This is a genomic window from Thalassotalea marina (assembly GCF_014656435.1).
Taxonomy (GTDB): domain Bacteria; phylum Pseudomonadota; class Gammaproteobacteria; order Enterobacterales; family Alteromonadaceae; genus Thalassotalea_C; species Thalassotalea_C marina.
Genome location: NZ_BNCK01000012.1, coordinates 42,055 through 65,317, shown reverse-complemented (window position 1 = coordinate 65,317; position 23,263 = coordinate 42,055). Strand labels below are relative to the sequence as shown.

At 39.4% G+C, this 23,263-nt stretch carries 17 protein-coding genes; 13 read left to right on the top strand and 4 right to left on the bottom strand.

What is annotated here, in order from left to right:
- The first annotated feature begins 90 nt into the window (after positions 1-90).
- The 4 genes from smc (at position 91) to IE199_RS20145 (ending at position 7,060) form a co-directional block, all read left to right on the top strand.
- A complete protein-coding gene (gene smc / locus IE199_RS20160; RefSeq protein WP_189774337.1) occupies positions 91-3,558 on the top strand; it encodes a chromosome segregation protein SMC in 3,468 nt (1,155 codons plus the stop codon).
- Positions 3,559-3,570: 12 nt separating this feature from the next.
- Entirely contained in the window at positions 3,571-4,611 is a 1,041-nt protein-coding gene (gene zipA, locus IE199_RS20155; protein WP_189774335.1) for a cell division protein ZipA, read from the top strand.
- Positions 4,612-4,694: 83 nt separating this feature from the next.
- On the top strand, positions 4,695-6,737 hold the full coding sequence (gene ligA / locus IE199_RS20150; protein ID WP_189774377.1) for an NAD-dependent DNA ligase LigA: 2,043 nt from the start codon (positions 4,695-4,697) through the stop codon (positions 6,735-6,737).
- The gene (locus tag IE199_RS20145) at positions 6,737-7,060 is read left to right on the top strand and encodes a DUF3392 domain-containing protein (protein ID WP_189774333.1); all 324 of its coding nucleotides are present in this window, start codon (positions 6,737-6,739) and stop codon (positions 7,058-7,060) included. The genes ligA and IE199_RS20145 overlap by 1 nt, the downstream gene beginning before the upstream one ends.
- A 13-nt stretch (positions 7,061-7,073) precedes the next feature.
- Here IE199_RS20145 and IE199_RS20140 read toward each other — a convergent pair whose 3' ends face one another.
- The gene (locus tag IE199_RS20140) at positions 7,074-7,436 is read right to left on the bottom strand and encodes a hypothetical protein (RefSeq protein WP_189774331.1); all 363 of its coding nucleotides are present in this window, start codon (positions 7,434-7,436) and stop codon (positions 7,074-7,076) included.
- Between the two features lie 57 nt (positions 7,437-7,493).
- On the opposite strand from IE199_RS20140, the gene IE199_RS20135 reads away from it, so the two are divergent.
- From IE199_RS20135 to IE199_RS20105, 7 genes are all read left to right on the top strand, one after another.
- On the top strand, positions 7,494-8,159 hold the full coding sequence (locus tag IE199_RS20135; protein WP_189774329.1) for a hypothetical protein: 666 nt from the start codon (positions 7,494-7,496) through the stop codon (positions 8,157-8,159).
- 165 nt (positions 8,160-8,324) lie between these two features.
- The gene (locus IE199_RS20130) at positions 8,325-9,023 is read left to right on the top strand and encodes a spondin domain-containing protein (RefSeq protein WP_189774327.1); all 699 of its coding nucleotides are present in this window, start codon (positions 8,325-8,327) and stop codon (positions 9,021-9,023) included.
- A gap of 8 nt (positions 9,024-9,031) precedes the next feature.
- Entirely contained in the window at positions 9,032-9,760 is a 729-nt protein-coding gene (locus IE199_RS20125) for a spondin domain-containing protein (protein WP_189774325.1), read from the top strand.
- An 81-nt stretch (positions 9,761-9,841) separates the two neighbouring features.
- Positions 9,842-10,564 carry a winged helix-turn-helix domain-containing protein gene (locus IE199_RS20120; RefSeq protein WP_189774323.1) on the top strand — a complete coding sequence of 241 codons (723 nt, stop codon included), beginning with the start codon at positions 9,842-9,844 and terminating at the stop codon, positions 10,562-10,564.
- Entirely contained in the window at positions 10,561-12,045 is a 1,485-nt protein-coding gene (locus IE199_RS20115) for a sensor histidine kinase (protein WP_189774321.1), read from the top strand. Before IE199_RS20120 ends, IE199_RS20115 begins: the two co-directional genes overlap by 4 nt.
- A 118-nt stretch (positions 12,046-12,163) precedes the next feature.
- Positions 12,164-12,949 carry a M48 family metallopeptidase gene (locus IE199_RS20110; RefSeq protein WP_189774319.1) on the top strand — a complete coding sequence of 262 codons (786 nt, stop codon included), beginning with the start codon at positions 12,164-12,166 and terminating at the stop codon, positions 12,947-12,949.
- A gap of 154 nt (positions 12,950-13,103) precedes the next feature.
- The gene (locus IE199_RS20105; protein WP_189774317.1) at positions 13,104-13,469 is read left to right on the top strand and encodes a VOC family protein; all 366 of its coding nucleotides are present in this window, start codon (positions 13,104-13,106) and stop codon (positions 13,467-13,469) included.
- Between the two features lie 21 nt (positions 13,470-13,490).
- On the opposite strand, the gene IE199_RS20100 is transcribed toward IE199_RS20105, so the two are convergent.
- Both IE199_RS20100 and IE199_RS20095 read right to left on the bottom strand, forming a co-directional pair.
- A complete protein-coding gene (locus tag IE199_RS20100; protein ID WP_189774315.1) occupies positions 13,491-15,521 on the bottom strand; it encodes a tetratricopeptide repeat-containing sensor histidine kinase in 2,031 nt (676 codons plus the stop codon).
- A 203-nt stretch (positions 15,522-15,724) separates the two neighbouring features.
- Positions 15,725-17,200: a serine hydrolase gene (locus tag IE199_RS20095; RefSeq protein ID WP_189774313.1), complete on the bottom strand. Its 1,476-nt coding sequence runs from the start codon at positions 17,198-17,200 to the stop codon at positions 15,725-15,727.
- A gap of 139 nt (positions 17,201-17,339) precedes the next feature.
- Here IE199_RS20095 and IE199_RS20090 point away from each other — a divergent pair, with 139 nt between their 5' ends.
- On the top strand, positions 17,340-18,893 hold the full coding sequence (locus IE199_RS20090; RefSeq protein ID WP_189774311.1) for a winged helix-turn-helix domain-containing protein: 1,554 nt from the start codon (positions 17,340-17,342) through the stop codon (positions 18,891-18,893).
- A 144-nt stretch (positions 18,894-19,037) separates the two neighbouring features.
- A complete protein-coding gene (locus IE199_RS20085) occupies positions 19,038-19,865 on the top strand; it encodes an alpha/beta hydrolase (protein ID WP_229854871.1) in 828 nt (275 codons plus the stop codon).
- Between the two features lie 78 nt (positions 19,866-19,943).
- Here IE199_RS20085 and IE199_RS22160 read toward each other — a convergent pair whose 3' ends face one another.
- Positions 19,944-22,943: a TonB-dependent receptor domain-containing protein gene (locus tag IE199_RS22160; protein ID WP_189774309.1), complete on the bottom strand. Its 3,000-nt coding sequence runs from the start codon at positions 22,941-22,943 to the stop codon at positions 19,944-19,946.
- Positions 22,944-23,263: the final 320 nt, after the last annotated feature.

The window sequence follows — 23,263 nt, the reverse complement described above, 5'->3', positions numbered from 1 at the left end:
AGCTGAGAAGAGGGCAAAAGTTACAAAGCGTGGCAAATTTTGTTAAAGTGTCGGCATAACAACAATCATAAGCCACGGCGCCCAATTTACATGCGATTAAAGTACATAAAACTAGCAGGGTTTAAATCTTTTGTAGATCCTACTAAAGTGCCTTTTGAGCAACAGATGACGGCTATTGTTGGCCCAAACGGTTGTGGTAAATCAAATATTATCGATGCGGTGCGTTGGGTATTAGGTGAAAGCTCGGCGAAACATTTGCGTGGCGACGCGATGACTGATGTTATTTTTAATGGTGCAGCGTCACGTAAACCTGTTGGTCAAGCCAGTGTTGAACTGATGTTTGATAATATGTCTGGGCGTTTACAAGGCTCTTTGGCCAACCGCAACGAAATTTCCGTAAGACGCTTGGTTAACCGCGATGGCCAAAACAGCTATTACCTTAACGGCAGTAAATGCCGACGCCGGGATATTACCGATATATTTCTTGGTACAGGTTTGGGCCCAAGAAGTTACGGCATTATTGAACAAGGCACAATTTCAAGGCTTATTGAATCAAAACCGCAAGAGTTGCGCGTGTTTATTGAAGAAGCTGCGGGCATTTCGAAATACAAAGAGCGTCGCCGCGATACTGAAAATCGTATACGTCATACCAAAGAAAACTTATCTCGTTTAACGGATATTCGCTTAGAGTTAGGTCAACACATTGAAAAACTAGATGGCCAAGCACAAGCCGCCAAGCGATATAAAACGTTAAAAAAGCAAGAAAGACAATACAAAGCTGAACTTGCGGTATTGCGCTGGCAAAAACATTCTAACAAGGTCGCTGAAATTCAACAGCAAATTACGGCGTTGAAAGAACAGTTGTCAAATGCCAACTTAACTCGAGATGCCGATCAAACGTCGATAAAAATTGCCAAACAGCAGCAAGATAGCATTCGTCAATCCATTGAAAAATATCAACAAGAAAAGGTTCAATTAACCAATAATATTGCAAGGCTTGAGCAGCAATTGCAGTTTGTAAAACAACAAAAATCCAAATTAGAGCAGGATAAAATTACCTGTGCTGAGCAAATTGCCAATGCCCAGCAATTTTTGTTATCTGAACAACAAGCGCAAGTTGAAATTAAACAAGAATTACAGATGTTGTCACCTAAAGTGGCTAAAGGTGAGCAAGAGATTGCAGCGCTGAGTGCAAGGCTCAATGAGAACGAACAACATCGCTCGCAAGCACAACAAAAGTGGCAGTTGGTTCACCTACAACAAGAGCAATTAAAAACGCGTTACCAAGCTCATAATGAAAAAGTGTCTACGGTAAAAGCGCAAATAGCAGCGACTGAACAGCGTATCAAAGAAAAACAAGTAACCCTAAATCAGTTAACAGAAAAGCTTGCAACTTACCAAGAGCCTACCGCGGTTAAACAGCTAAAAGCTCAGTTCCAACAAGCAGAGCAACAGTTAGCTCAATCGGCAAATTTACTTGATGAAAAAACGCAGCAACTGGCGCAGTGCCAATCAAATAATACCCAAATAACTACTCAGTTGCAGGCATTAACCAGTCGTTTGGCTGTGGTTGAGCAACAGTTAGATCAAAAGCAAGATTGGCAAATATATCAGCAACAAATCATTGAACATGGCAATCAAACCGCGCTACAGCAGTTACATGAACAGTTAGCGGTTGAACAAGGCTGGGAACTTGCCGTTGAGATGGTATTGGCAGACTTGTTATCTGCGCAGGTTATACCAAACTTGCCAGAGGCTGACCTTGTAGCAACACTAAATAATATGGCGTTTGCTCTTGTTGATAAAAGCACTCACAAACAGCCGAGTGTTGGTACACTGGCTGCTAAAGCGTCACATCCCGATGTTCAACTACCATTTTTAAATCATATTGTTATCGCTGATACCCCTGAGCAATGTTATCAGCTGTTGCCTCAGTTAACGTCAGAACAGTCGGTCATTTGTCCGCAAGGTGTGTGGTTATCAGCACAATTTGCACGTAAAGGGCTGCTTGAAAAGCAAGATCATAAACTGGCACTAGATACCGAAAAACATCAGCTGTTGGTTGATGTGGCGCATCTTCAAGAAAAACACAAAGTTGCTCAGTCTGAACTTTTTCAAATCCAACAAAGTAATGATGAGCTTAAGTCTCAGCATAATCAGTTGCAGGCCAACTTTAATCAATTAATGCAGCGCTTGCAGCAAGCACAAAGTGAACAACAATTTGCTGAACAATCAAAAGCACAAGATTTATTGGCGAAAGAAAATATATTGCAAGAAATAGAACAGTTAACCACGCAAGTGGCTAAATGGCAGCATGAACTTGCAGAACTACATCAGCAAACCATTGTGGAAAGTACCGATTCCGATACAAATGCAATTTACCAAGAGGTTGAGCGTTTTCAACAAAAGGCCAGCGAATTAAGTCTGCAGCTGCACGTCATAAAAGAACAACATCATCACGATATTATTCAATTAGAACGGGTAAAACATCAGCATGGCCAATTGCAACAAAATATTGAACGTTATCAAACGACGATCGAGCAATTAAGTCGTCAACAGGCGCAATACCAAAGCCAACTAGAACAGCAGGGCAAACCTGTGGCTGATGACGAAGAGCAACTTCAACACTGGCTCGCTCGCATGGCTGATGTTGACCAGAGTTTAGTAAATAGCCAAACACAGATTAGTCAGCATGCTGACATGATTAGTAAGTTAGAAAATAACCAACAAAACGCACAAAAATCAACAAGTGAGCTGCAAGCTAACATTAGTCAGTTGCAAATTGATGCTGAGGCGAATAAAGTTAAAGCCAACAGTGCGCTAGAACCGTTGCATGAAATCGGGCAACATATCACTGATATTGAAAAACATATGCCGGTAGATGCCAAAGAAGGGGTTTGGCAGGCTCATGTTATTCGACTTCAACAAGACATTGCGCAGTTGGGAGCGATTAATTTAGCAGCAATTGATGAATTTGATAGTCAGTTATCGCGAAAAAACTTCTTAGATCAGCAAGATCAGGATTTAAATCAAGCGATTTCAACGTTAGAATCAGCAATAGCTAAAATCGACAAAGAAAGTCGACAAAAATTTAAAGTAACGTTTGACAAAGTTAACCAAGATTTACAAACCTTGTTCCCAAAAGTATTTGGTGGTGGACAAGCTTACTTGGCGTTAACAGATGATGATTTATTAGAAACTGGGGTGAGTATTATGGCGCAACCCCCGGGGAAGAAAAATAGTACGATTCATTTGTTGTCAGGTGGAGAAAAAGCATTAACGGCCTTGTCTTTAGTGTTTGCAATATTTAGACTCAATCCAGCACCATTTTGTATGCTTGATGAAGTAGATGCTCCACTAGACGATGCCAATGTTAATAGGTTTTGTAATCTAGTACGCGAAATGTCAGACAGTGTGCAATTTATTTATATTAGTCATAATAAAATAGCGATGGAAATGGCTTCACATTTAACCGGGGTGACTATGTTCGAACCTGGTGTTTCCAGAATGGTATCGGTAGATATCGACGAAGCAATCGCTATGGCAGAAGTATCTTAAAAAGGCTAAACGATGGAAGATAATTTCAGAAACGTATTAATTATAATCAGCGCTATTGTGATCGCTGCTATTTTTGTTCATGGGTTTTGGACGATCAGAAAAAACAAAAATCCTTATAAACTCAAAGCAAAAAATGAAAAGGTTGACCCATTAGAACGTACAATTGATCCCAGTGGTTTTGATCAAGATGGTGTAGGCCAAGTGCGTGTAGTTTCGCCACATTCGTTGTCGGAAAATGAAACGCCTAGTGCACCTGCACCAGCTCCTGATTACGACGAAGAGCCGTTACCAAAAGATTTAGACAGAGGGCACAGCGACGAATTAACCTTAGAGCCGACGTTAGGTGATTTGTCAGATATCACTGAACAACCACCGTTGGATAACCCGCCACCGCATGCTAATACCTTTGAAGAAGCACCTGTGCAAGAAGAAAAACCAGTTTATGAAACGCCTGTGACTAAACCAAAGCCAGAAGCTCCACGTAAACGCAGTGTTAGAAAAGCGGTCACGGACAAGTTAAAACGCAATCAAATGGAAATGAATTTTGGCGACGCGGCAAGTAAAAACGAGGTGCCAGAAGTAAGCATTGACGAGCCAGTTAGAATGCCAGAGCCCGAGTTAGAGCCGGAAGTCATAGTAGTGTCTGTTGTTATGCCTGAGGGTAATCACATCAGTGGTGCTGCTTTGTTACCTACCTTGCTTACATTAGGTTTACGCTTTGGTGATATGAATATTTTCCATCGCCACGAAGATAATGCTGGTAATGGTAAAGTGACGTTTAGTTTAGCCAATATGATGAACCCTGGTACTTTTGATCTGGATAATATGGAAAGCTTTACAACGCAGGGGATCACTTTATTTATGACGTTACCTAATGCTGGTGACCCGTTTGAGATCTTTGGACATATGATGCAAGCCGCTAAACATTTAGCCGTTGAGTTTAATGCTCAGCTGCTTGATGACAAGCGCAGTGTAATGACTAAACAAACTGAGCAGCACTACATCAGCAGAATACGAGAGTATGATCGTAAAAGCAGAATTGCAGCGGTGTAGTCATAGCAATTGAAATAAATAACTGAATATCAATACAAAGCCTCGACAGAGGCTTTATTTTTTATAAGAAAAAATTTATGTCGATGACCGAACAACAAGCAACACAACGTGTAGCAGAATTACATCAAACACTAAATCGTTATAACTATCAGTATTATGTGTTAGACGAGCCGACCGTTCCAGATGCTGAATATGATCGCTTAATGCGTGAGTTAGTAGAATTAGAAACGGCATTTCCATTACTTAAAATGCCAGACTCTCCAAGTCAACGTGTTGGCGGTGAAGCATTAAAAGCATTTAGCCAAGTAACACATCAAATACCCATGCTTTCATTAGATAACGTATTTGGTTATGACGAATGGTTGGCTTTTGTTAAACGCGTGCAAGATAGACTTAAATCAGATAGAGAAATTGCTTTTTGCGCCGAACCAAAGCTTGATGGTTTAGCGGTGAGTTTACGTTATGAAGATGGTTTATTAGTACAAGCGGCAACACGTGGAGATGGTACCACGGGTGAAAACATCACAGAAAATGTTAAAACGATTAAATCAGTCCCACTCAGATTAAATGGCGATAACATTCCTGCGGTTATAGAAGTTCGTGGTGAAGTGTTTATGCCTAAGGCAAGCTTTGAACAACTTAACGCGCAGGCCATTCAAAAGGGGGAAAAAACCTTTGCTAACCCAAGAAATGCCGCTGCCGGAAGTTTGCGTCAATTAGATTCAAAGATCACCGCAAAACGCAGCTTAGCTTTTTATGCTTATGGCTTAGGTTATGTTGAAGTTCAAGGGCAAGAAGCCGATGAATGGTTAAGCAACTCACATTTTGGCCGACTTGAGCAGTTAAAAACGTTAGGTTTTCCAATGTGCCCAGAAGTGAAGTTGCTAGAAAAGAGCGCTGATGTCGAGGCGTTTTATCAAGATATTTTGGCTAAACGAGATGCGTTGAGCTACGAAATTGATGGCACAGTATTTAAAGTTGATAGCATCGAATTACAACAACAACTTGGATTTGTCGCGCGTGCACCAAGATGGGCCACTGCATATAAATTTCCGGCTCAAGAAGAAATTACCATTTTAGAAGACGTTGAGTTTCAAGTAGGCCGCACTGGTGCAATTACACCCGTGGCTAGATTAAAGCCAGTGTTTGTAGGCGGTGTTACTGTTAGTAACGCGACATTACATAACCGCGATGAAATTGAACGTTTAGGCGTAAAAATTAAAGACACTGTCATTATTCGTCGTGCTGGTGATGTTATTCCACAAATTGTCAGCGTGGTACTGGAAAAGCGCCCAGAAGAAGCTAAAGACGTTGAGTTTCCATCAGAATGTCCTGTGTGTCAGTCTGCGGTACAGCGACTAGAAGGCGAGGCAGTTTTACGATGCACTGGTGGGTTATTTTGTGGTGCGCAGCGCAAAGAAGCGATTAAACATTTTGCTTCAAGAAAAGCCATTGATATTGACGGTTTAGGTGACAAACTTGTTGAACAACTGGTGGACGAAAACTTGATCAAAACACCCGCTGATTTGTTTTCGCTGACTGAGTTACAAGTAAGCACCATGGAACGTATGGGGCAAAAGTCTGCACTTAAGTTGGTTAACGCCATTGAGACAGCAAAAGAAACTAGTTTAGCAAAATTTATTTACGCCTTAGGTATTCGCGAAGTTGGTGAAACTACAGCTGCAAATTTAGCACAACACTTTCTTACCTTTGATGCATTGCGCCTAGCTAACGCAGAGCAACTGCAACAGGTGCCTGACGTAGGTGAAGTGGTTGCACGTAATATCGTCCAGTTTTTTGCCCAGCCGCACAATATTGAAGTGGTTGATAAGTTGGTCGGCATAATGAGCTGGCCTGATATCGAGGTGAAAGCTGAAAATGAACAGCCACTTATTGGTTTAACTTACGTGTTAACAGGTACATTGAGCCAATTAAATCGCAATGAAGCTAAAGCGTTATTGCAATCGCTTGGTGCTAAAGTATCTGGTAGTGTATCGGCAAAAACCGATTATTTAGTTGCTGGCGAAAAGGCAGGGTCTAAGTTAAGCAAAGCGCAGGAGCTTGGTGTAAAAGTATTAACGGAAGATGATCTTGTTGAACTCTTAAAACAACATGGTGCCGTATAATGAGTGCCTTGTTAATTGAAATGGGCAGTTGGTTTAGACCATACCAATACCAAACAGCATTAGCGATTGTCGCCACTTTGTTGGTGGTTTTTGGTAATGACATTAACGGTGCAATAAAACATTTAATTCGCAAGCAGCACTTTATTGTTAGAACGCTGGCATTTGTTTTTATTTGTGCATTTGGCTACGGCTTGTTAACGGTTTGGTTAACCAGTGTATTAGCTAAGTATTTGGCTATGGTTCCAACCGTATATATAGTGCCTTTAGTGGTGGGGATCTTTTTCTGTTTAGGTGCTTATGCGCAAAAACAGCGTCATATATAGACGTACAGGTTAATTAAACAACTATCACAGCATAAACAAAAAGCAGGGCAGGCAGCGGCAAAATAAAGCTGAAAATGAGTGCTTCACACCACTCTATGGCGCGATAAAATTTTTGCCATTGCTTGTCATGTATTTTGGATGACGGCAATACTTGAAAGAAAAAGATAAAGGCCGCTAGCACTAAAGCTTGTAGTGCGGCGAATAAAATAAAAAGGGCGACCCAAATCAGAAACATAGGGGTGGCTGTTTCAATTTGATATTGCAACACCACAAAAAGAATGAAGGCAAACACACTCCACAATAAAAGCGACCATCTATATTCAGCGACGCTGATGGCGATGTGATTAAATAGCTCAGGATTAAACCAGACCTTCATTATTATGAAATTTACCCGTAGAATATTACAACACTAACCATCAGTATAAAGAAAGAAATGGATTTACACATCAAAAAACTGGTTACAACATTTTGCTTCTTGTCGATTTGTTTAACGGCAAATGCGAGTACCATTGCCGAACAGTTGGTGGTCATTCAGCAACAGCAACTTGAGCAAGAGGCCGAGAAAGACAGCTCACCCGATGTAACTATCAGGCCCGGTCATGCTAAAGCGCTTAAGTCGCTAGCCAATAGTGATTATCAAAATGATACACATAAAGTGGTCATTACTAAAATACGTCAATTAACTGATAACCAAGGTAATAAATACTTGGGTGGTATTATCAGTAAAGCAGAACTTAACAAGTACCTTGAGCAACTTAAATTAATTTTAGGAAACGATTATAAACAATATCGTCAAAATCAAATTGCTCGTGATCATAATGCTTTTCACGTTACGCTTGTTTCACCGCCAGAATTTCAAAATATTAATAAAACAAAGCTAGCAGGAATCAAATCGATCAGAGTTAGTTTGCAAGGTTTAGGGCGTGTAAGCCAAGGTGATAAAACCAGTTATTTTGTTGTGGCAAACTCAAGCGACGGTGATTTTTACCGAGATAAGTTATTGTTACCTAAAAAGGATTTTCACGTCACCTTAGCGTTTGACCCAAGTGATATTTATGGTGTTAAAAAAGACAAATCAACATTAATTAAAGCGAAGTAATTTGCGTATAACTGTACCAAGACCTTAATAAACCGCATTTAATTTCCTAACATTGGCTTGATTTTTTTGTGAGACTTTTGTGATTATTTTGTGAAAGTCTCGAGAAATTTTCTTCACATACTATCGATGAATTTAACATTTCACGATAATGAGAAGGAAATAAACATGAAGTTAAAATATTCTATTCTAGGCGCTGCCATTGCCGCATCGTCAATTCAAGTTCAAGCACAACAGTTAGACATCAAAATAACCAACCTGACTCAAGGTATCTACTTTACGCCATTTTTGGTTGCTGCTCATAATGCCGATGGTAAGTTGTTTTCTGTTGGTGAAGAAGCATCAGCTAACTTACAAATGATGGCAGAAGGCGGCAATGTCTCAGGATTGTCGGCAGATTTAAGCGCGTTAAGTGCAGATATCAAAGAAAACCCCGCTGAAGGTTTATTAGCTCCTGCAATGAGTACTAGCTTGATGTTAGACACAACTGATGGCAACAACTACTTATCAATTGTTTCGATGTTATTACCAACCAATGATGGTTTTGTTGGCCTAAACAGCTGGATGATCCCAACAGAGCCAGGCACATATACTATTGACCTTAATGCGTATGACGCAGGAACGGAAGCTAATGATGAGATCGTCAATGGTGGTGGCGCACCAGGTGCACCAGGTATTCCTGTTGATCCAAGTGGTCATGGCGGCACAGGTGGTATGGGGGTTACTGACATGGAACAAAATACTACTATTCACATTCACCGTGGCAGCCTTGGTGATGACGATGCAACAGGTGGTAAAAGCGATTTAAATAATACGGTTCATCGTTGGTTAAACCCTGTAGCGCGTATCACTGTAACTGTGAACTAGGGGGCCTTATGAATAAAACGTTTTTAAAAATTAGCACTATCGCACTAGCGCCTTTGTTATTGTTATCGGCTTGTGGCGATAGTAAATCTTCAAAAGACCCTATGGTAGTTGAGCCGCCTGCGCCAACACCTGTCAATTATAGTTATCAGGTGACGGTAACAAACTTAACCCACGCGCAACCAATGTCTCCAGTTGCTGTTGTACTGCATAACGAAGGCAGTTTGTGGCAAATTGGCGAAGCAGCAAGTGGTGCGTTAGAGGTCATGGCTGAAGGGGGTGACAACACTCAAGTGCTTGCTCAAGATATGGTACTTGCTGGTGAAAGTGGTGCGGGCTTATTGATGCCTGGTATGCACGAATCAATTGACGTGACGTTGACCGATACCATGCCAATGATGTTGTCGGTAGCCACCATGTTGGTTAACACCAATGATGCATTTACTGGTGTCAGCGCAATGGATATCTCAAATTTAATGGCTGGCGAAAGTATTTCTTTTACTGCCCGTTCTTATGATGCAGGAACGGAGTTTAACACTGAAACTGCAGCGTCTATTCCTGGTCCCGCTTCAGGTGGTGCCGGAGAAGGTTATAACGAAGCCAGAGATGACATTGCCGATCATGTAACAATGCACCCAGGTGTAGTGAGTAGTGATGATGGCCTGTCAACGTCGGCATTAAGCGCTGGACACAAGTTCGATAATCCTACCTTGCGCATCACCATTGCAAGAACGGAATAAATAAGCTTCAGTGCACGTTAGCGAGGGCATTAGCCCTCGCTATGTTATCCGTTTCTCTTTGATCTTAATTGGGGAAACAAAATGGATAGAGTGCTTTTAGTAGAAGATGATTTAGATATCGCTGAGTTAATACAGGTTAATTTGCAAGATATGTCGCTTGAAATCATTCATCAATCAACTGGCGAAACGGCGTTAGCCTTGTTAGAAAACAGCCATTTTGACTTAATCATACTCGACGTCATGTTGCCGGGCATTTCAGGCTTAGACGTTTGTCGTCAAGCACGGGAAAAATATCCTGAACAATCTATTTTAATGTTAACCTCTCGCGATAGTGAAATTGACCGAGTTTTGGGGTTAGAGCTAGGGGCGGATGACTATATGACAAAGCCATTTAGCATTCGAGAACTTCAAGCGAGGATCAGAGCGCAGTTACGTAAAGTTCACTTAATTGCAGAGCGCACCAAAGCCTGTCAACAAGAATCAAAGGCGACGAGACTAACGCTTGGCGCACTGCAAATAGATAATCTCAGTCATAAAACTTATCTCAAAGGTAAAGAAATACCACTGACCTCAACCGAATTCGATTTGTTGTATTTTTTAGCTTCACATCCCGAACAAGTGTTTTCCCGAGAACAATTGTTAAGCTCTGTTTGGGGCTATCATCATTTAGGTTATGAACACACAGTCAATTCTCATATCAATCGCCTGCGTACCAAAGTTGAAAAAAATGCCGCTAAACCAGAAATAGTGCAAACGGTTTGGGGTGTTGGCTATAAACTATCTAAACAAGGAGTTGCAGCGTGAAGCTGAGCCTATATCAACGCTTGTCATTGTCTTTGCTCTCAGTGTTTGTTGCGATATTAATTGTCTTTTTTTACTGGGCAAATTCACTAGAAAAACAAGCAAGATATGAAGCGCAGCAAGGGTTACATCTATCTTTGGCCGAAAACTTAGTGAATGATAACCCGATACTAAAACAAGGTGTTTACGACTATGAGGCCTTAAAAAATTTGTTTCATACCTTAATGGTGTTGGGGCCAGCGTTTGAGTTTTATTTATTAGATCCAACAGGAAAAATTCTAACCCATTCCATTGATAAACATTTAATCAAGCGCAAACAGGTAAGTTTAGCGCCTTTGTTAAATTTAATAGAAAACAACGCTGCTTTGCCGATTTATGGTGATGATCCCAAAAATGAATTAAGACAAAAGGTTTTTTCGGTAGCGCCAGTGTATAACGGAGAGTCGTTGCAGGGGTATTTGTATGTCATTGTTGCGGGTGAACAATACGAATCAGCGTTTGCCACGCCACAGCTTAATCAACAGGCTAAGTTATCGTTAATGGCTTTTGTTGGTGCTATACTATTTTTGTTCATTGTTATGTTGGGGTTATTCCGATACTTTACTAAGCCGCTACGTCAGTTAAATAGTGATATTCACGCATTAAAGGCCGCAGGGTTTGCACAAGATAAAGTGGCATTGGCGCCATGGAAAAGAAATACCTCAAATGAAGTGCATCAATTAGGCATTGTTTTTGAAGAGATGGCCAAACAAATCAGTGAGCAATTAAACCAACTAAAACTCGCCGATGTTCAGCGAAGAGAGCTGTTAGCTGATATCTCTCATGATTTACGTACACCGCTTGCATCATTGCAAGGTTATGTTGAAACAGTGGCATTAGGGCTAGATAGCCTATCACCTGAGCAAAAAGATAAATATTTACAAACAGCATTAAAAAATGCCAAAGATTTGAAGTCGCTAATCGATCAAATTTTCGAGTTAGCGCACCTTGAAGGTGGCCAAGTGTCGATTCAATTAGAAAGTTTTAACATTACTGAGCTGTTATACGATGTGTTGGCAAAGTTTTCTCTTAAGTGCCAGGCAAAAGGCATTGAAATGTCTATCGTTCCTAGCCACTCTGAAACCTTAATATTGGGTGATATTGCCAAATTAGAGCGGGTATTAACCAATTTAATTGAAAATGCTATTAGACATACACCTGCACAAGGGCATATTTATTTGCAGGTAGATGAAATTAAAGGTAATCAGTGTCAAGTGACGGTTAAAGACACTGGCACCGGCATTAAAAAAGAAGAATTATCGTATATTTTTGACACCCGATATCGCGCGAGTAATGCGGTAAACGCCGGGGAAAAACATGCGGGATTAGGCTTGGCGATTACTAAAAAATTACTTGAGCTAATGCATAGTGAAATAGCGGTTTCTAGCGATATTGGCCAAGGTGCAGCATTTAGCTTCGCCCTAAAAAAAGTATCGGTTAATTAAGTCTTCTTCAGTGATGTAAATTTGGTTTTTGGTGCGCTACGACATAGAAATTTAACTCGCAGTAAGGATAAATTTTTCTTAAACTAATGCCTTAAGCTTCAAAGAAACGGGATACTTCATGAAATCTAAACTTGCTGTTTTAGCAGCCGTTCTTGTGTTAACCGCCTGCGCAAAATCTTCAACAGGTCGCAATCAAGTGACACTTTTCTCAAACGGTGAATTGAGCAAAATGGGCGCGGCATCATTCGAAGAGTTAAAGCAAAAAGAAAAAATTAGCCAGAACAAAGCGACTAATCAATATGTTCAATGTGTGGCAAACGCTATTACAGCCAACGTACCAAAATCAGCTCATAATGGTACTTGGGAAGTTGTGGTGTTTGATTCTGAACAAGTTAACGCGTTTGCATTACCTGGTGGAAAAATTGGCGTTTATACCGGTATTTTAAATGTTGCTCAAACACCAGATCAGTTAGCTGCTATTATCGGGCATGAAGTTGCCCATGTGATAGAGCAACATTCCAATGAACGTTTATCAGCGAATCAAATCGTGCAAATTGGTGCCGTAGGAGCAGATGCTTGGCTTAGTCAGCAAGGTACCGAAAATAAAGAGCTATGGATGGCATTGGGTTTAGGCGCAATACAATATGGTGCGTTAATGCCATATAGCCGTTTACATGAAAGTGAAGCAGACATTGTTGGTCAAAACCTAATGGCCAAATCTGGATTTGATCCAGCTGCCGCAATTGATTTGTGGCGTAATATGGCCAAAGTTTCAAAAGGTGCACCACCTGAGTTTCTATCAACTCATCCATCAAACCAAACGCGCATTAATGACTTGTCTAAACATTTGGGTAAAGCTCAGCCTTTATATCAATCACCGAATAAAAGCTGCAAACGTGCATAGCTAACAGAATTGGCTTCCTAAACTAGGTTGACAGTTTTCAAAGGCCAGTGGATTTATTCTGCTGGCTTTTTTGTTTCTATTGCTAAAAGACTACTGACACACAGCTGTCAGTAGGGGGAATATATAGTGAGTTCTCCAACAAAAGGAGAACAACATGAAACAAAGTTACACGGTAGTGGGAACTAATAATTTAGCAAATGCGACAAAATACTATGACGCACTTTTTCAAGAAACAGAGTTTAAGCGCGTGATAGCGGATGAACGCATGACTTATTGGGGCTGTGATTGGATGATGTTTGCTGTCGCCTCTCCATATAATAAAGAAGCGGCGACCAACGGTAATGGTACAATGATCGGCCTCAACTTAAATTCAACGGAAGAGGTAGATAATTTATACCAAAAAGCAATTGCTTTGGGCGGCTCTTGTGAAGGGGAGCCAAAGCTCAAAGGGCCTTATTATTCCGCCTATGTTAGAGACCTAGATAAAAATAAATTGTGCTTATTTTTTCAGGTAGCTTAAATCAGAACGTTAAATCGCCAACTATGATTGCTCAAAGCTCTTAGGCAGCGTAATAACAAAGCAAGCACCACGTTCATAAGGTAATGCTGTTATATCACCATGTAATTGGTGTTTAACGGCATTAAATACAACGTTTAAGCCTAAACCTAGATGATTTCCACCTAAGTTTGTCGAGAAAAATGGTGTAAAAATCTCTTTTAATAACTCAGGTTTTATACCTGCGCCGTCATCTTCAAATGTAATGGTAATTTTATCGTCATTAAGCTCTGAATTGATACAGATAGTACCACTGTCTTGGTGTTTAAAACCGTGTTCAAAGGAGTTGGTGATTAAATTGACAAATACATCGGCTAAAACTGGGTAGATAGAGCATATTTCAATGTTGTTAGTGTCGATAGTAAATTTAACCTCTTTGCCTAAGTAACTGTTAAATTTAGTGGTGCACTCCACAACCAACTCATGAAGGCTAAAGGTTGATACTTTCTGTGTTGAGTCTAATGATACTTTAAGTGCTTTAAATTGCTCCACCATAGTGGTTAATCGTTGTGTACTTTTGTTAACGATTTCTTTGGTGTCTTTTGCGATATTGATAAATTGTCGTAATGCAGATTGACTTAAGGTTTTATTTTCAAATTGTTGCTCTAAATTAACTAATTTTTCGTTAATTAAAGAGTTTGCTGTCACTATGGTGCCTATAGGAGTATTTAATTGATGCGCCATACCTGACGAAAGGGAAGTAAGCGAAGCAACTTTTTCGGTTTCTATTAATTTGTTTTGTGTTGCCGCTAATTCGTTTAATGATCTGCGCAGTCTTAGGTTACTTTTATTAATACTCCTTAACGCAAAAATTGCCCCAGTAATAAAAATAATTAAACCGCAAATGATTGTTAGGGCAATGTATTGAAATAACTTGGCTTTTTCTAACTTCAATTGTTTGCTTTTTGTCAGCTCTAATATTTCTAATTCTTTACTTGTTACATCACTTTCAGCGATTGCTTTTGCCAAATTGATGTCAGCACGTTGTAGCAATAATTGATCGTGCAGTTCTTGATACGTTTTAAAATGCATTAGTGCTTGTGGCAAATCATGTCTTTGTTCATATACGTTTGCTGCAAATTTATGTATTTGTGACTGTAAAGCGGGAAGATGATGTTGTTCTGCGTTAAGCAAAGCGGAAGTAATTAAACTATCTATTTTGTCATTGTCGCCTGTTTCTAGGTAGGTTTTGGCAAGTGATATTTGTGCTTGTGTGGCTTCTTCGGCAATTGACAGCTCATTAAATTCTTTTATTGCGTGTTCAAGGTAGTTAATAGATTGATCAAAGTTTTTTTCTTCGCGTTCAATCATGCCTAAAATGAAATGGCTGCTTGCCAAATAACGTTTATAGTCATGCTTTTTTTGAATTGCCATTGCTTCGTTTATGGTTTCACGCGCCTTTTTAAAATCACCTATATCAGCCTGAGTTTCTGCCAAGTTAACTAGCACCAAACTTAAACTTAAAGGGCGATCACCTTGTTTAAGGTAAGCGATGTATTGTTCAAACATTTCTATGGCTTCTTCATATCGACCAACATTGGTGTAAAGCATGGCGATATTATTGTTAGTTTGATGGGCGAGTTGTGGTTTTAACGTGTCAGTTAACGCTTGAGCTTTTAAATGGTGTTCAAGAGCTGCTTCATAGTTTTCAATACGGGTATACAAACCTGCATACATATTGTGATAGCCGTATTTAAACACAGGTAAGCCAAATTTATCAGCAAGTGATTGATACTGTACTAATGTTTGTGTTGCTTCTTTTAGTTGATCCGTTTCAATTAAAAACCAGCTTTTGTAATTTAAACAAATTAGTTGTTGTTCGGTGAGCAATTCAGGATCTGATAAATAGCTATTAACTAGCTTCAAAGCTTCTTTGGGGCTATTGGCAAAAGTTTGCCTAAGTTGTTGGCGAACTTGCTCAAATTCATCGGCGGTATAGGTTTTTGCTGATAAAGGGGAAATAATAAAACCCCAAAAAATAACTATGCAGGTAAATACAATTTTGAGTAACAACATTGGCGTTTTATTGCCTCCATATAGCAACTTCAGATGTTATGGATTGATATTGTTTTTATTGATTCAATCAGTTGGTAGGAACTGTGCATATTATCTTCTTGTCTGTATATTTTTACAACGCTTAACTTGTTATGAAAACCTTGGTTTTTATTACGCCTAACAGCAATATAAGGCAAAATTAAACTACTGTTAGGCGCTTTAGATTATTGTATTTGTGTTTTTAACTGTTTTATTTTGTTAATTAGGGCACTTTTGTCATCTGTGGTGAGATTTAACGCAAGTTGGTAATTGGTTAATGCAAGTGCTAATTCTGCTTTTTGTTCATAAGCTTCAGCCAAACTATGGTAAACATTAGCCGATTTAGGGTGGGCTTTGCTGTTAATTTCAAAAAACGTAATTGCCGCTTCAATTTCACCAGCTTCAATAAGTTCATAGCCAAAGTTGTTTAAACCACGTTCGCTAAAGCCGTTGTCTTGTGAAACTTGCGATAAATACCACGCTTTTGCTTGTTCTAGGCCATTTTTGCTGATTTGTTGAAACAGTTGCTGGCTAAATCGCAACTTGGGTTCGTTTACCGGCATATTGTAAACGATGTTAATGATGTTGTTGGTCATTTCAGTCATCGGGGCGCCGCCGGTATTATTGAGTAAAACAACCAATAAGTCATCTTCCAAAATTCGAGCGATGCTGGCATTAAACCCTTGTATACCACCACCATGATGCACTTTAGTGTATGTGAGGTTGTTATTAGTTTTGACATCGTCCACTAACCAGCCAGCTGCATAATTTCTATGTGCCGATACTTGATACAGTACTTTTGTTAATGCTTTTGATAACAATAAATTTTTCTGCAACGCTTGGTGCCACAACTGTAAATCGTGACTGGTCGAATATATAGCGCCTGCTGAATATGGAACAGACATATCAACATGTGTAGGGCGTTTGAATGAATTTAACGTACGTTCATAACCTTCAACGCGCTGTTTAACAACCTGTTGTTGATTATTAAAGCCACTTTTTGTCATGCCCGCTGGGTTAAATATATTTTCCTGTAACACTTGTTGATAAGTTTTGCCCGTTATTTGTTCAATTAGGTGCCCTAAAATGGTGTAGCCAGCGTTGCTGTATCTAAATTTTGTACCAGGCTCAAAAAGTAAATCTTCACTACAAAAGATCTGTATAAACTCTTCTCTAGAATAAGGGTTTCTAGCTTCTGTTGCCTGATATTCTTGCAGATGAAAAAAGTTTCCTAGGCCTGATGTATGGTTCAGTAGCTGCCTGATAGTAATTTTATTGCCAGTGTCTTGGCGATAGCTTGGCAAATAATGGCTGATGGTTTGGTCGAGTTGTAGCTTATTTTGTTCAACCAGTTGTAAAATAAGTAACGCGGTAAATTGCTTAGTCACTGAAGCAATTTTAAATTGGCCTGTGGTAACGTGTTTAACATCCCACTCAAAGTTGGCATAACCAAATCCTTTGTGAAGTAATACCTTATCGTGATGAGCAACTAGTGCCACACCATTAAATTGATTTAAAGAAAAGTAACCTTGTAGTAAATCGTCAATTCTTTGTTCTGTTGTTAGTGGTGAAGCATAAAGAGAAGATGATATTAACATGAGTAAAGATACGGTTAACATGCGGCTAAAAAACTGCTGTTTAGATTGTCTGAATAATTTCATAATATTCCTGTTTAACGCATTGAGTAATTCGTTAAACAAAGTAACGATTGTTTGATTATTTACTAAGTGACATTTCTAGAAGTAGGGTGACGTAAGGTGACGTTTATGAATATTAATAATAAAAACATTGGGTTAGTTAGTGGATAAAATAGAAGTATCTAGTTTTCAAGTAGGTGAAAACTTAAGTGTTGATCGTGTAAAACGTCAGGTGTTGAAAAATAATAAAGAGATATTATTACCTGAACTCTCGTATCGATTATTGTTATGTTTAGTACAAAGTGCACCTGAGGTTGTTTCTCAACAAGTCTTACTGGAACAGGTTTGGCAGGGCAAAATTGTCTCAGATGATACCATTAAAAAACGTGTTTCTAGGTTAAGAGAGGCCATTGGGCTGGGTGAGACTTTTATCATCGCTGAACGTGGAATTGGCTATAGACTAGGCGTTTCAGTGACAAGTAGCACAACTTGTTCAGCTCAAACACAAGTTCAAAAATCACAAAAGCAAAACAAAAGCATTCAGTGGCTGTTACCGAGCATAGTGTTAGCAGCTGCTGTTTTATTGATACTTATTAATAATTACTTTGTTACTGATGTTGACCTTGCCCATGACACTATGGTCAATCTCGAATCAGCTAATCATTTTGACGTCTCAATGTATATGGGGCTGACGGATGAAAAAAGTTTATTAACCGGTGTAGATAAACTTCAGCAGCAGTTAGATAAAACACCAAAAGACATTGCCATATTAAGTACCTTAAGTACGATTTATTTAACGCGTTATCAATTGCACCAACCGTCAGTTGAAACTTTAGAGCGAGCTCTGAGTTATGCAGAAACAGCGGTAAAGTTTCATGCTAAACAACCCTGGGCTCACGTCGTGCTGGCTCAAGCTAAGCTAAATCAAGGGAAGTTAACAGAATCGATAAAACATGCTGATATTGCGATATCGTTAGCAAGCTCTTGGGTTGATGGTTATGTGATTAAAGCCAATGCATTGCGTGAACTCGGCCATATTAATGAGGCATGGCAAACGATAACTATTGCGCACGATAGCCAACCTGAGAACACGAAAGTACAGTTCGAATTTGCAAAAGTATTACGCTTAAAAAATATGTTTAGTCGAAGTGAACGCATATTGAAAACTTTGTTAGTAAAAGATGAGCTAAAGGTGTTTTCACAGCTTGCTCTCGCCGAATTGTATATTGCGACAAGTCGATATGAAGAGGCTGATACGTTATTAAATACCTTGCTATCAAGTTTTCCTAACGCAGCACAAGCTAAGTTCTATCAGGCTGTGTTAAATGATGTTCAAGGAAAACAAGAACAAGCTTTAAGCCTATATAACGAAGTTGCATCCACAGGGCTGGCAGAAGCCGCAGTGTCGGCAAGCATAATCACCTTGCATAGCACAATTAACCACAACAAAGTTTTTCAACAGAGCAATGAAACCTCATTAAGCCAGTTCACACAAGGGTTAAGCATTTTTTCAAAAGAAGGTGAGTCAGCATTTATTGATGCTTTAAATAAAGCAATATCTGCAGGCTTTGCAACAGAATATCTGCTGAACTCATCAATATTAAATGGCGCAATAAAACAAACAACAACTAAGAAAAAGCTTCAACTAATACAGCAGCAGTTATATCACTTAAATCAAAACAAACGAATTAAACGTGTGCCGGTGATAAGTAATTGATTTTAAAATATACAAAACCATTTTTTGTTACATTGAATTTGTTGGTTTCAGCGGTATGTAGTGTAAAACTTTGCAACCTAGATGTAGATGTTTTTCTAGATTCAAACATTGTTAGTTAGGTTTTGCGCTAAAGGAGAGACAATATTGAAATTTATTGCAGGTTTGGTTTTTGTTATATGTTGTACAGCCGTTAATGCCGCTAGCCAATTTCAAATACCAAGAAGTTCGATTATTGAATTAACTGAGCTTGATAGCAACAGGGTTTATCCTGTTTTTGTTAAATTGCCTCGTTCATATCATAAAAATAAAAACAAACATTATCCTGTTATTTATTTAACTGATGGTTCTTACGCATTCCAATTAGCATCGGGGATCACTCGTTACCCGATGAACATAGGAAAAATGGAAGAAGCGATTATTGTCGCTATTTCATATGAGAAAGGATCAAAAGGTGCGTCGAGCCGGATCAGGGACTATACCCCAAATAAGGCAAGCAGTTGGAAATTGGACACTGGTAATGCACAGGGTCATGCTCGCTTTCTTGAAAAACAAATTATTCCCTATATAGAAAGCAACTACCGAGTAACCCCATCAGAGCGCACATATGTAGGAAATTCACTGGGAGGTTTATTTGGCGCTTATTTACTTTTGAAAAAACCAGAGTTATTTAATAACTACATTATTGGTAGTCCTTCCGTTTGGTTTAATAACCATTATATTTTATCTGTTCCAGCCACAAACAAAGCGATTAAAGCAAATGTTTATCTTGCTGTAGGTGAATTAGAAAAGCCTGAACATGGCGAGCAACAAGATATGGTAGATGGCGCGCAATTACTGGTAAAACATATTGAACAGCAGTTTGGTGAAAATGTGTTGGTGAAGTTTAAGTTACTTGATGATGCAACTCATGCAACAGCTTTTCCAACGACTTTGGTTCTCGGTTTAGATTGGCTGTTTGGTGTAAAAAATTAGGTTAAAAAAAACGAGTAGATAATTATATCTACTCGTTTTCATCAATGATTTAAATATAAACTAAACGTAATGCCGATGTTAGAAACGGTACGTTAAGTTAGCAAAGTATGACTTACCAAGTACATCATACAAGCCGGTGTCATTTTCGATGTAAACACTTGCACCACCAACGTTTGCGTCAGGCATTTGTGGTGTACCACGGTCTGTTAGGTTGTTTATACCTGCTGACATCGTTAAATCATCAGTGAAGCTGTAAGAAACGCTAACATCTGTGTACCATAAACCACCTGTGTGGTGCGGAGCATATTTTTCCGCAGTGTAACGGTTGCTACGTTTTTGCTCACCAATGTAACGACTATTCCACTGGAATTCGAAGTTATCAAGTGTGTAGGTTAAACCAAGTGTTGCACGCTTCATCGGGTAAGCAAACAAACCGCGAGTTGGCTCTAACGGTAAGTTAGGATCGGTTTGTACGTCACGACGGATTAAGTGTTGAACAAGCGTTTTAAATCTAAATTCACCTGGCACTGCGTCTAAGCCGAATGTGCTACCATCGAACTTATAAACAGTTTCAAAATCGATACCTTTAGTACGACGTTGGTTCAAGTTAAGCGTTTTCAAATCTACTGAAATTACTTCACCGTTTTCACGTCTTTCGATCAATTTACAGAATTGATTGTCGATTGATTCACTTTCAACACAGTTTTTCAATACTGCAGCGTGGCTAAAAGTGCCAATTAACTGATCTAGTTTTATATCCCAGTAATCTACAGTAACTGTTAAACCGTCAATAAATGAAGGTGTAAACACTAAACCAGCAGTTAAGGTATTTGCCGTTTCAACGTCTAGCTCTTTGTTACCTGAAGAACGTAATGTTGCCCAAGTGTACCAGTTAATATTTGATGTTGGCTTGCCATCAGGTGTAGTTGTAACGTCTAAACCTAGCGCACGACAGTTGTCTAAGTACTTTTCATCTAAACGTTCAATGTTACGAACGCCACACGGCTGGTAAGCCCAGTCACCTTTTGTGCTTACGTCAGTAAATTGTTCGTTGATGTTCGGCGCACGAGCTGATTTAGAGCGAGAGATACGTAATTTGATATCTTCGATTGGTTGGTAAGTTAAACCAACGTTCCAGCTAGTGCTAGTGCCAGCTTCTGAGTAGTCAGAAAGACGAGCAGATAAAGATAAGTCTAAAGCTTCTGCAAATTCAACACCTTCAAGTACAGGTACTGATAATTCAACAAACGCTTCTCTTACTGAGTATTCACCAACAACTGCTTGTGAAATTGCATAACCAGAGCCTAAACCTGATTTTTGAATGTCAGATGGCTCAGTTTCACTTTTCTCTTTACGGTATTCTACACCTGCAGAGAACGCTAGTGGACCTGCTGGTAATTCATAAATGTCGCCACTGATGTTAGCATGAGCAACAAATTGGCTTTGCTCTTGAGAACTAGTGGTATCGTATTGCATGTAATTTTGCAATGCTGCACTGTCGGTAGCAAATACGTTATGTGGTACACAGTCTTGAGGTGAAGCACCAGAAGCAATTAGTTGTTCACGAGTATGTTTGATGTGAGCAATGTTATATGCAGAGCGAGTGGTTAATTGCTCTAGTTCCGCATCAGATAAAGCAACTGAACAAACGATATTACCAGCTGCATTTCTCACTGGATCAATTGAAGCATCCCAATGAGCTTGATAGTAGCTGTTTAAGCTAGTGTTATCAGAAGTAGATTTACCGTATTGTACGTAAGTTTGCCATTGGTAGTCTTCAAAAATAAAACCTTCAAGCGCAGTAACAACTTGGAATAAATCACGTTCGTACTTTGTACCAGCGCGACCTAAGTCAGTGTAAATTTTTGCAAACTCAACGTTGTTTAAGTTGTTCGCTTGCATGTAATCAACAGAGCTTTGCGCTAAGTATGGGTTGTCGATGAAAATTTGAGAGTTATTTGCTGAACCACCGTAGTTAGCTTTAGCGTAACCGTAAGTAGTGCTTGCTTCTGATTGAGTATATTTAACGTCAGTATATAAATATAGATCGTCATTAATCTCATAGTTTAAAGTTGAGTTAAAAACGAATTTCTCTACTGGCGCTTGTACTAACTGGTTAGCGTTTTGGCTAAGTTGCTCACCACCAGCACCTGTGTATGCTAAACCAAAGCCTTTGTGTGCGTCGTAAAGTTCGCCTTCACCTAAAATGATATCGCGAATTGAACCATCAGGGTTAAATGCAACAGGGCGGTCACCAATAAAGGTTGAAGCTACAGGTGTTGATAATAAACGGTATCTTTCGTCAACGATGCGATCAGGAATACCATTGTCTTTTTTATCGTCGTCACTTAGGCCTGCTTCAGCTGGGTTATCAATCCATACTAGCTCGCGGCTAGCAAAACGGCGGTCTGCAGCTCTTGCTCTTTTAGATTCGTCATAAGTTACGTGGAAAACTAGGTTGCCTTTATCATTGTCAAAGTTAAAACCGTGAGTAAAGTTAAAACCATAGTTCTCACCGTCGTTGCGATCAGTAATACCTGTGTTTAATGTTAGCTCTGAACCTTCAAAGTCTTTTTTAGTAATGATGTTTACAACACCAGCTACCGCATCAGCACCATAAATAGAAGAAGCACCACCAGTTAAAATTTCAATGCGTTCAATTAACGCAACAGGGATGGTATTCATGTCTACAGTTGACTCACCAGGGATTGAGCCTACATGACGGCGACCATTAACAAGTGTTAATGTGCGCTTAGAACCTTGACCACGTAAGTTTTGCGTGGTGATACCCGCGTTACCCCATACCGCACCTGAAGTGGCTGTTAAACCTGGCGCCATTGATGGTAATTTATTTAAAAGTTGAGTGATGTTAGTAACACCACTTGCTTTGATTTCACTTGCATCGATAACTGTGACAGGTGAAGGTGACTCTGCGCCAATGCTGGCGATACGGCTACCTGTAACCGTTATTTTTTCTGTTTTTTCTGTTTCTGCATGTACTGAAGAAGCGATTGATAAACTTGCAGCAACTGCTATTGATAATTTTGTTAAAGAATAAAACTTATTAGACTTTTGCATTCATATCTCTCTTGATATTGGTTACGACTATGTCTTGACTGGGAAAGTAGGCTCTGCTGAAAAAATCTCCGTTTTATGAAAAGCTCTTCCTTGACGTTTTCGAGCTCTTTTAGTCTTTGAAAATATTGACCCTAGACTGAGACGGGCGGCAATGTACCAAAAATGGTTTCATTTTTCATCATTGGTTTACTAAAAGTTACACTTATCGATAAAAGGTTACATTGTGAAAATTGGATGAACTTTCACTAAGTTGCGCAATAACTGCCCAATGGTAGTTTGTTGCAAAAGCTAAACTGGAAATTATCACCAAAGTTAATTCT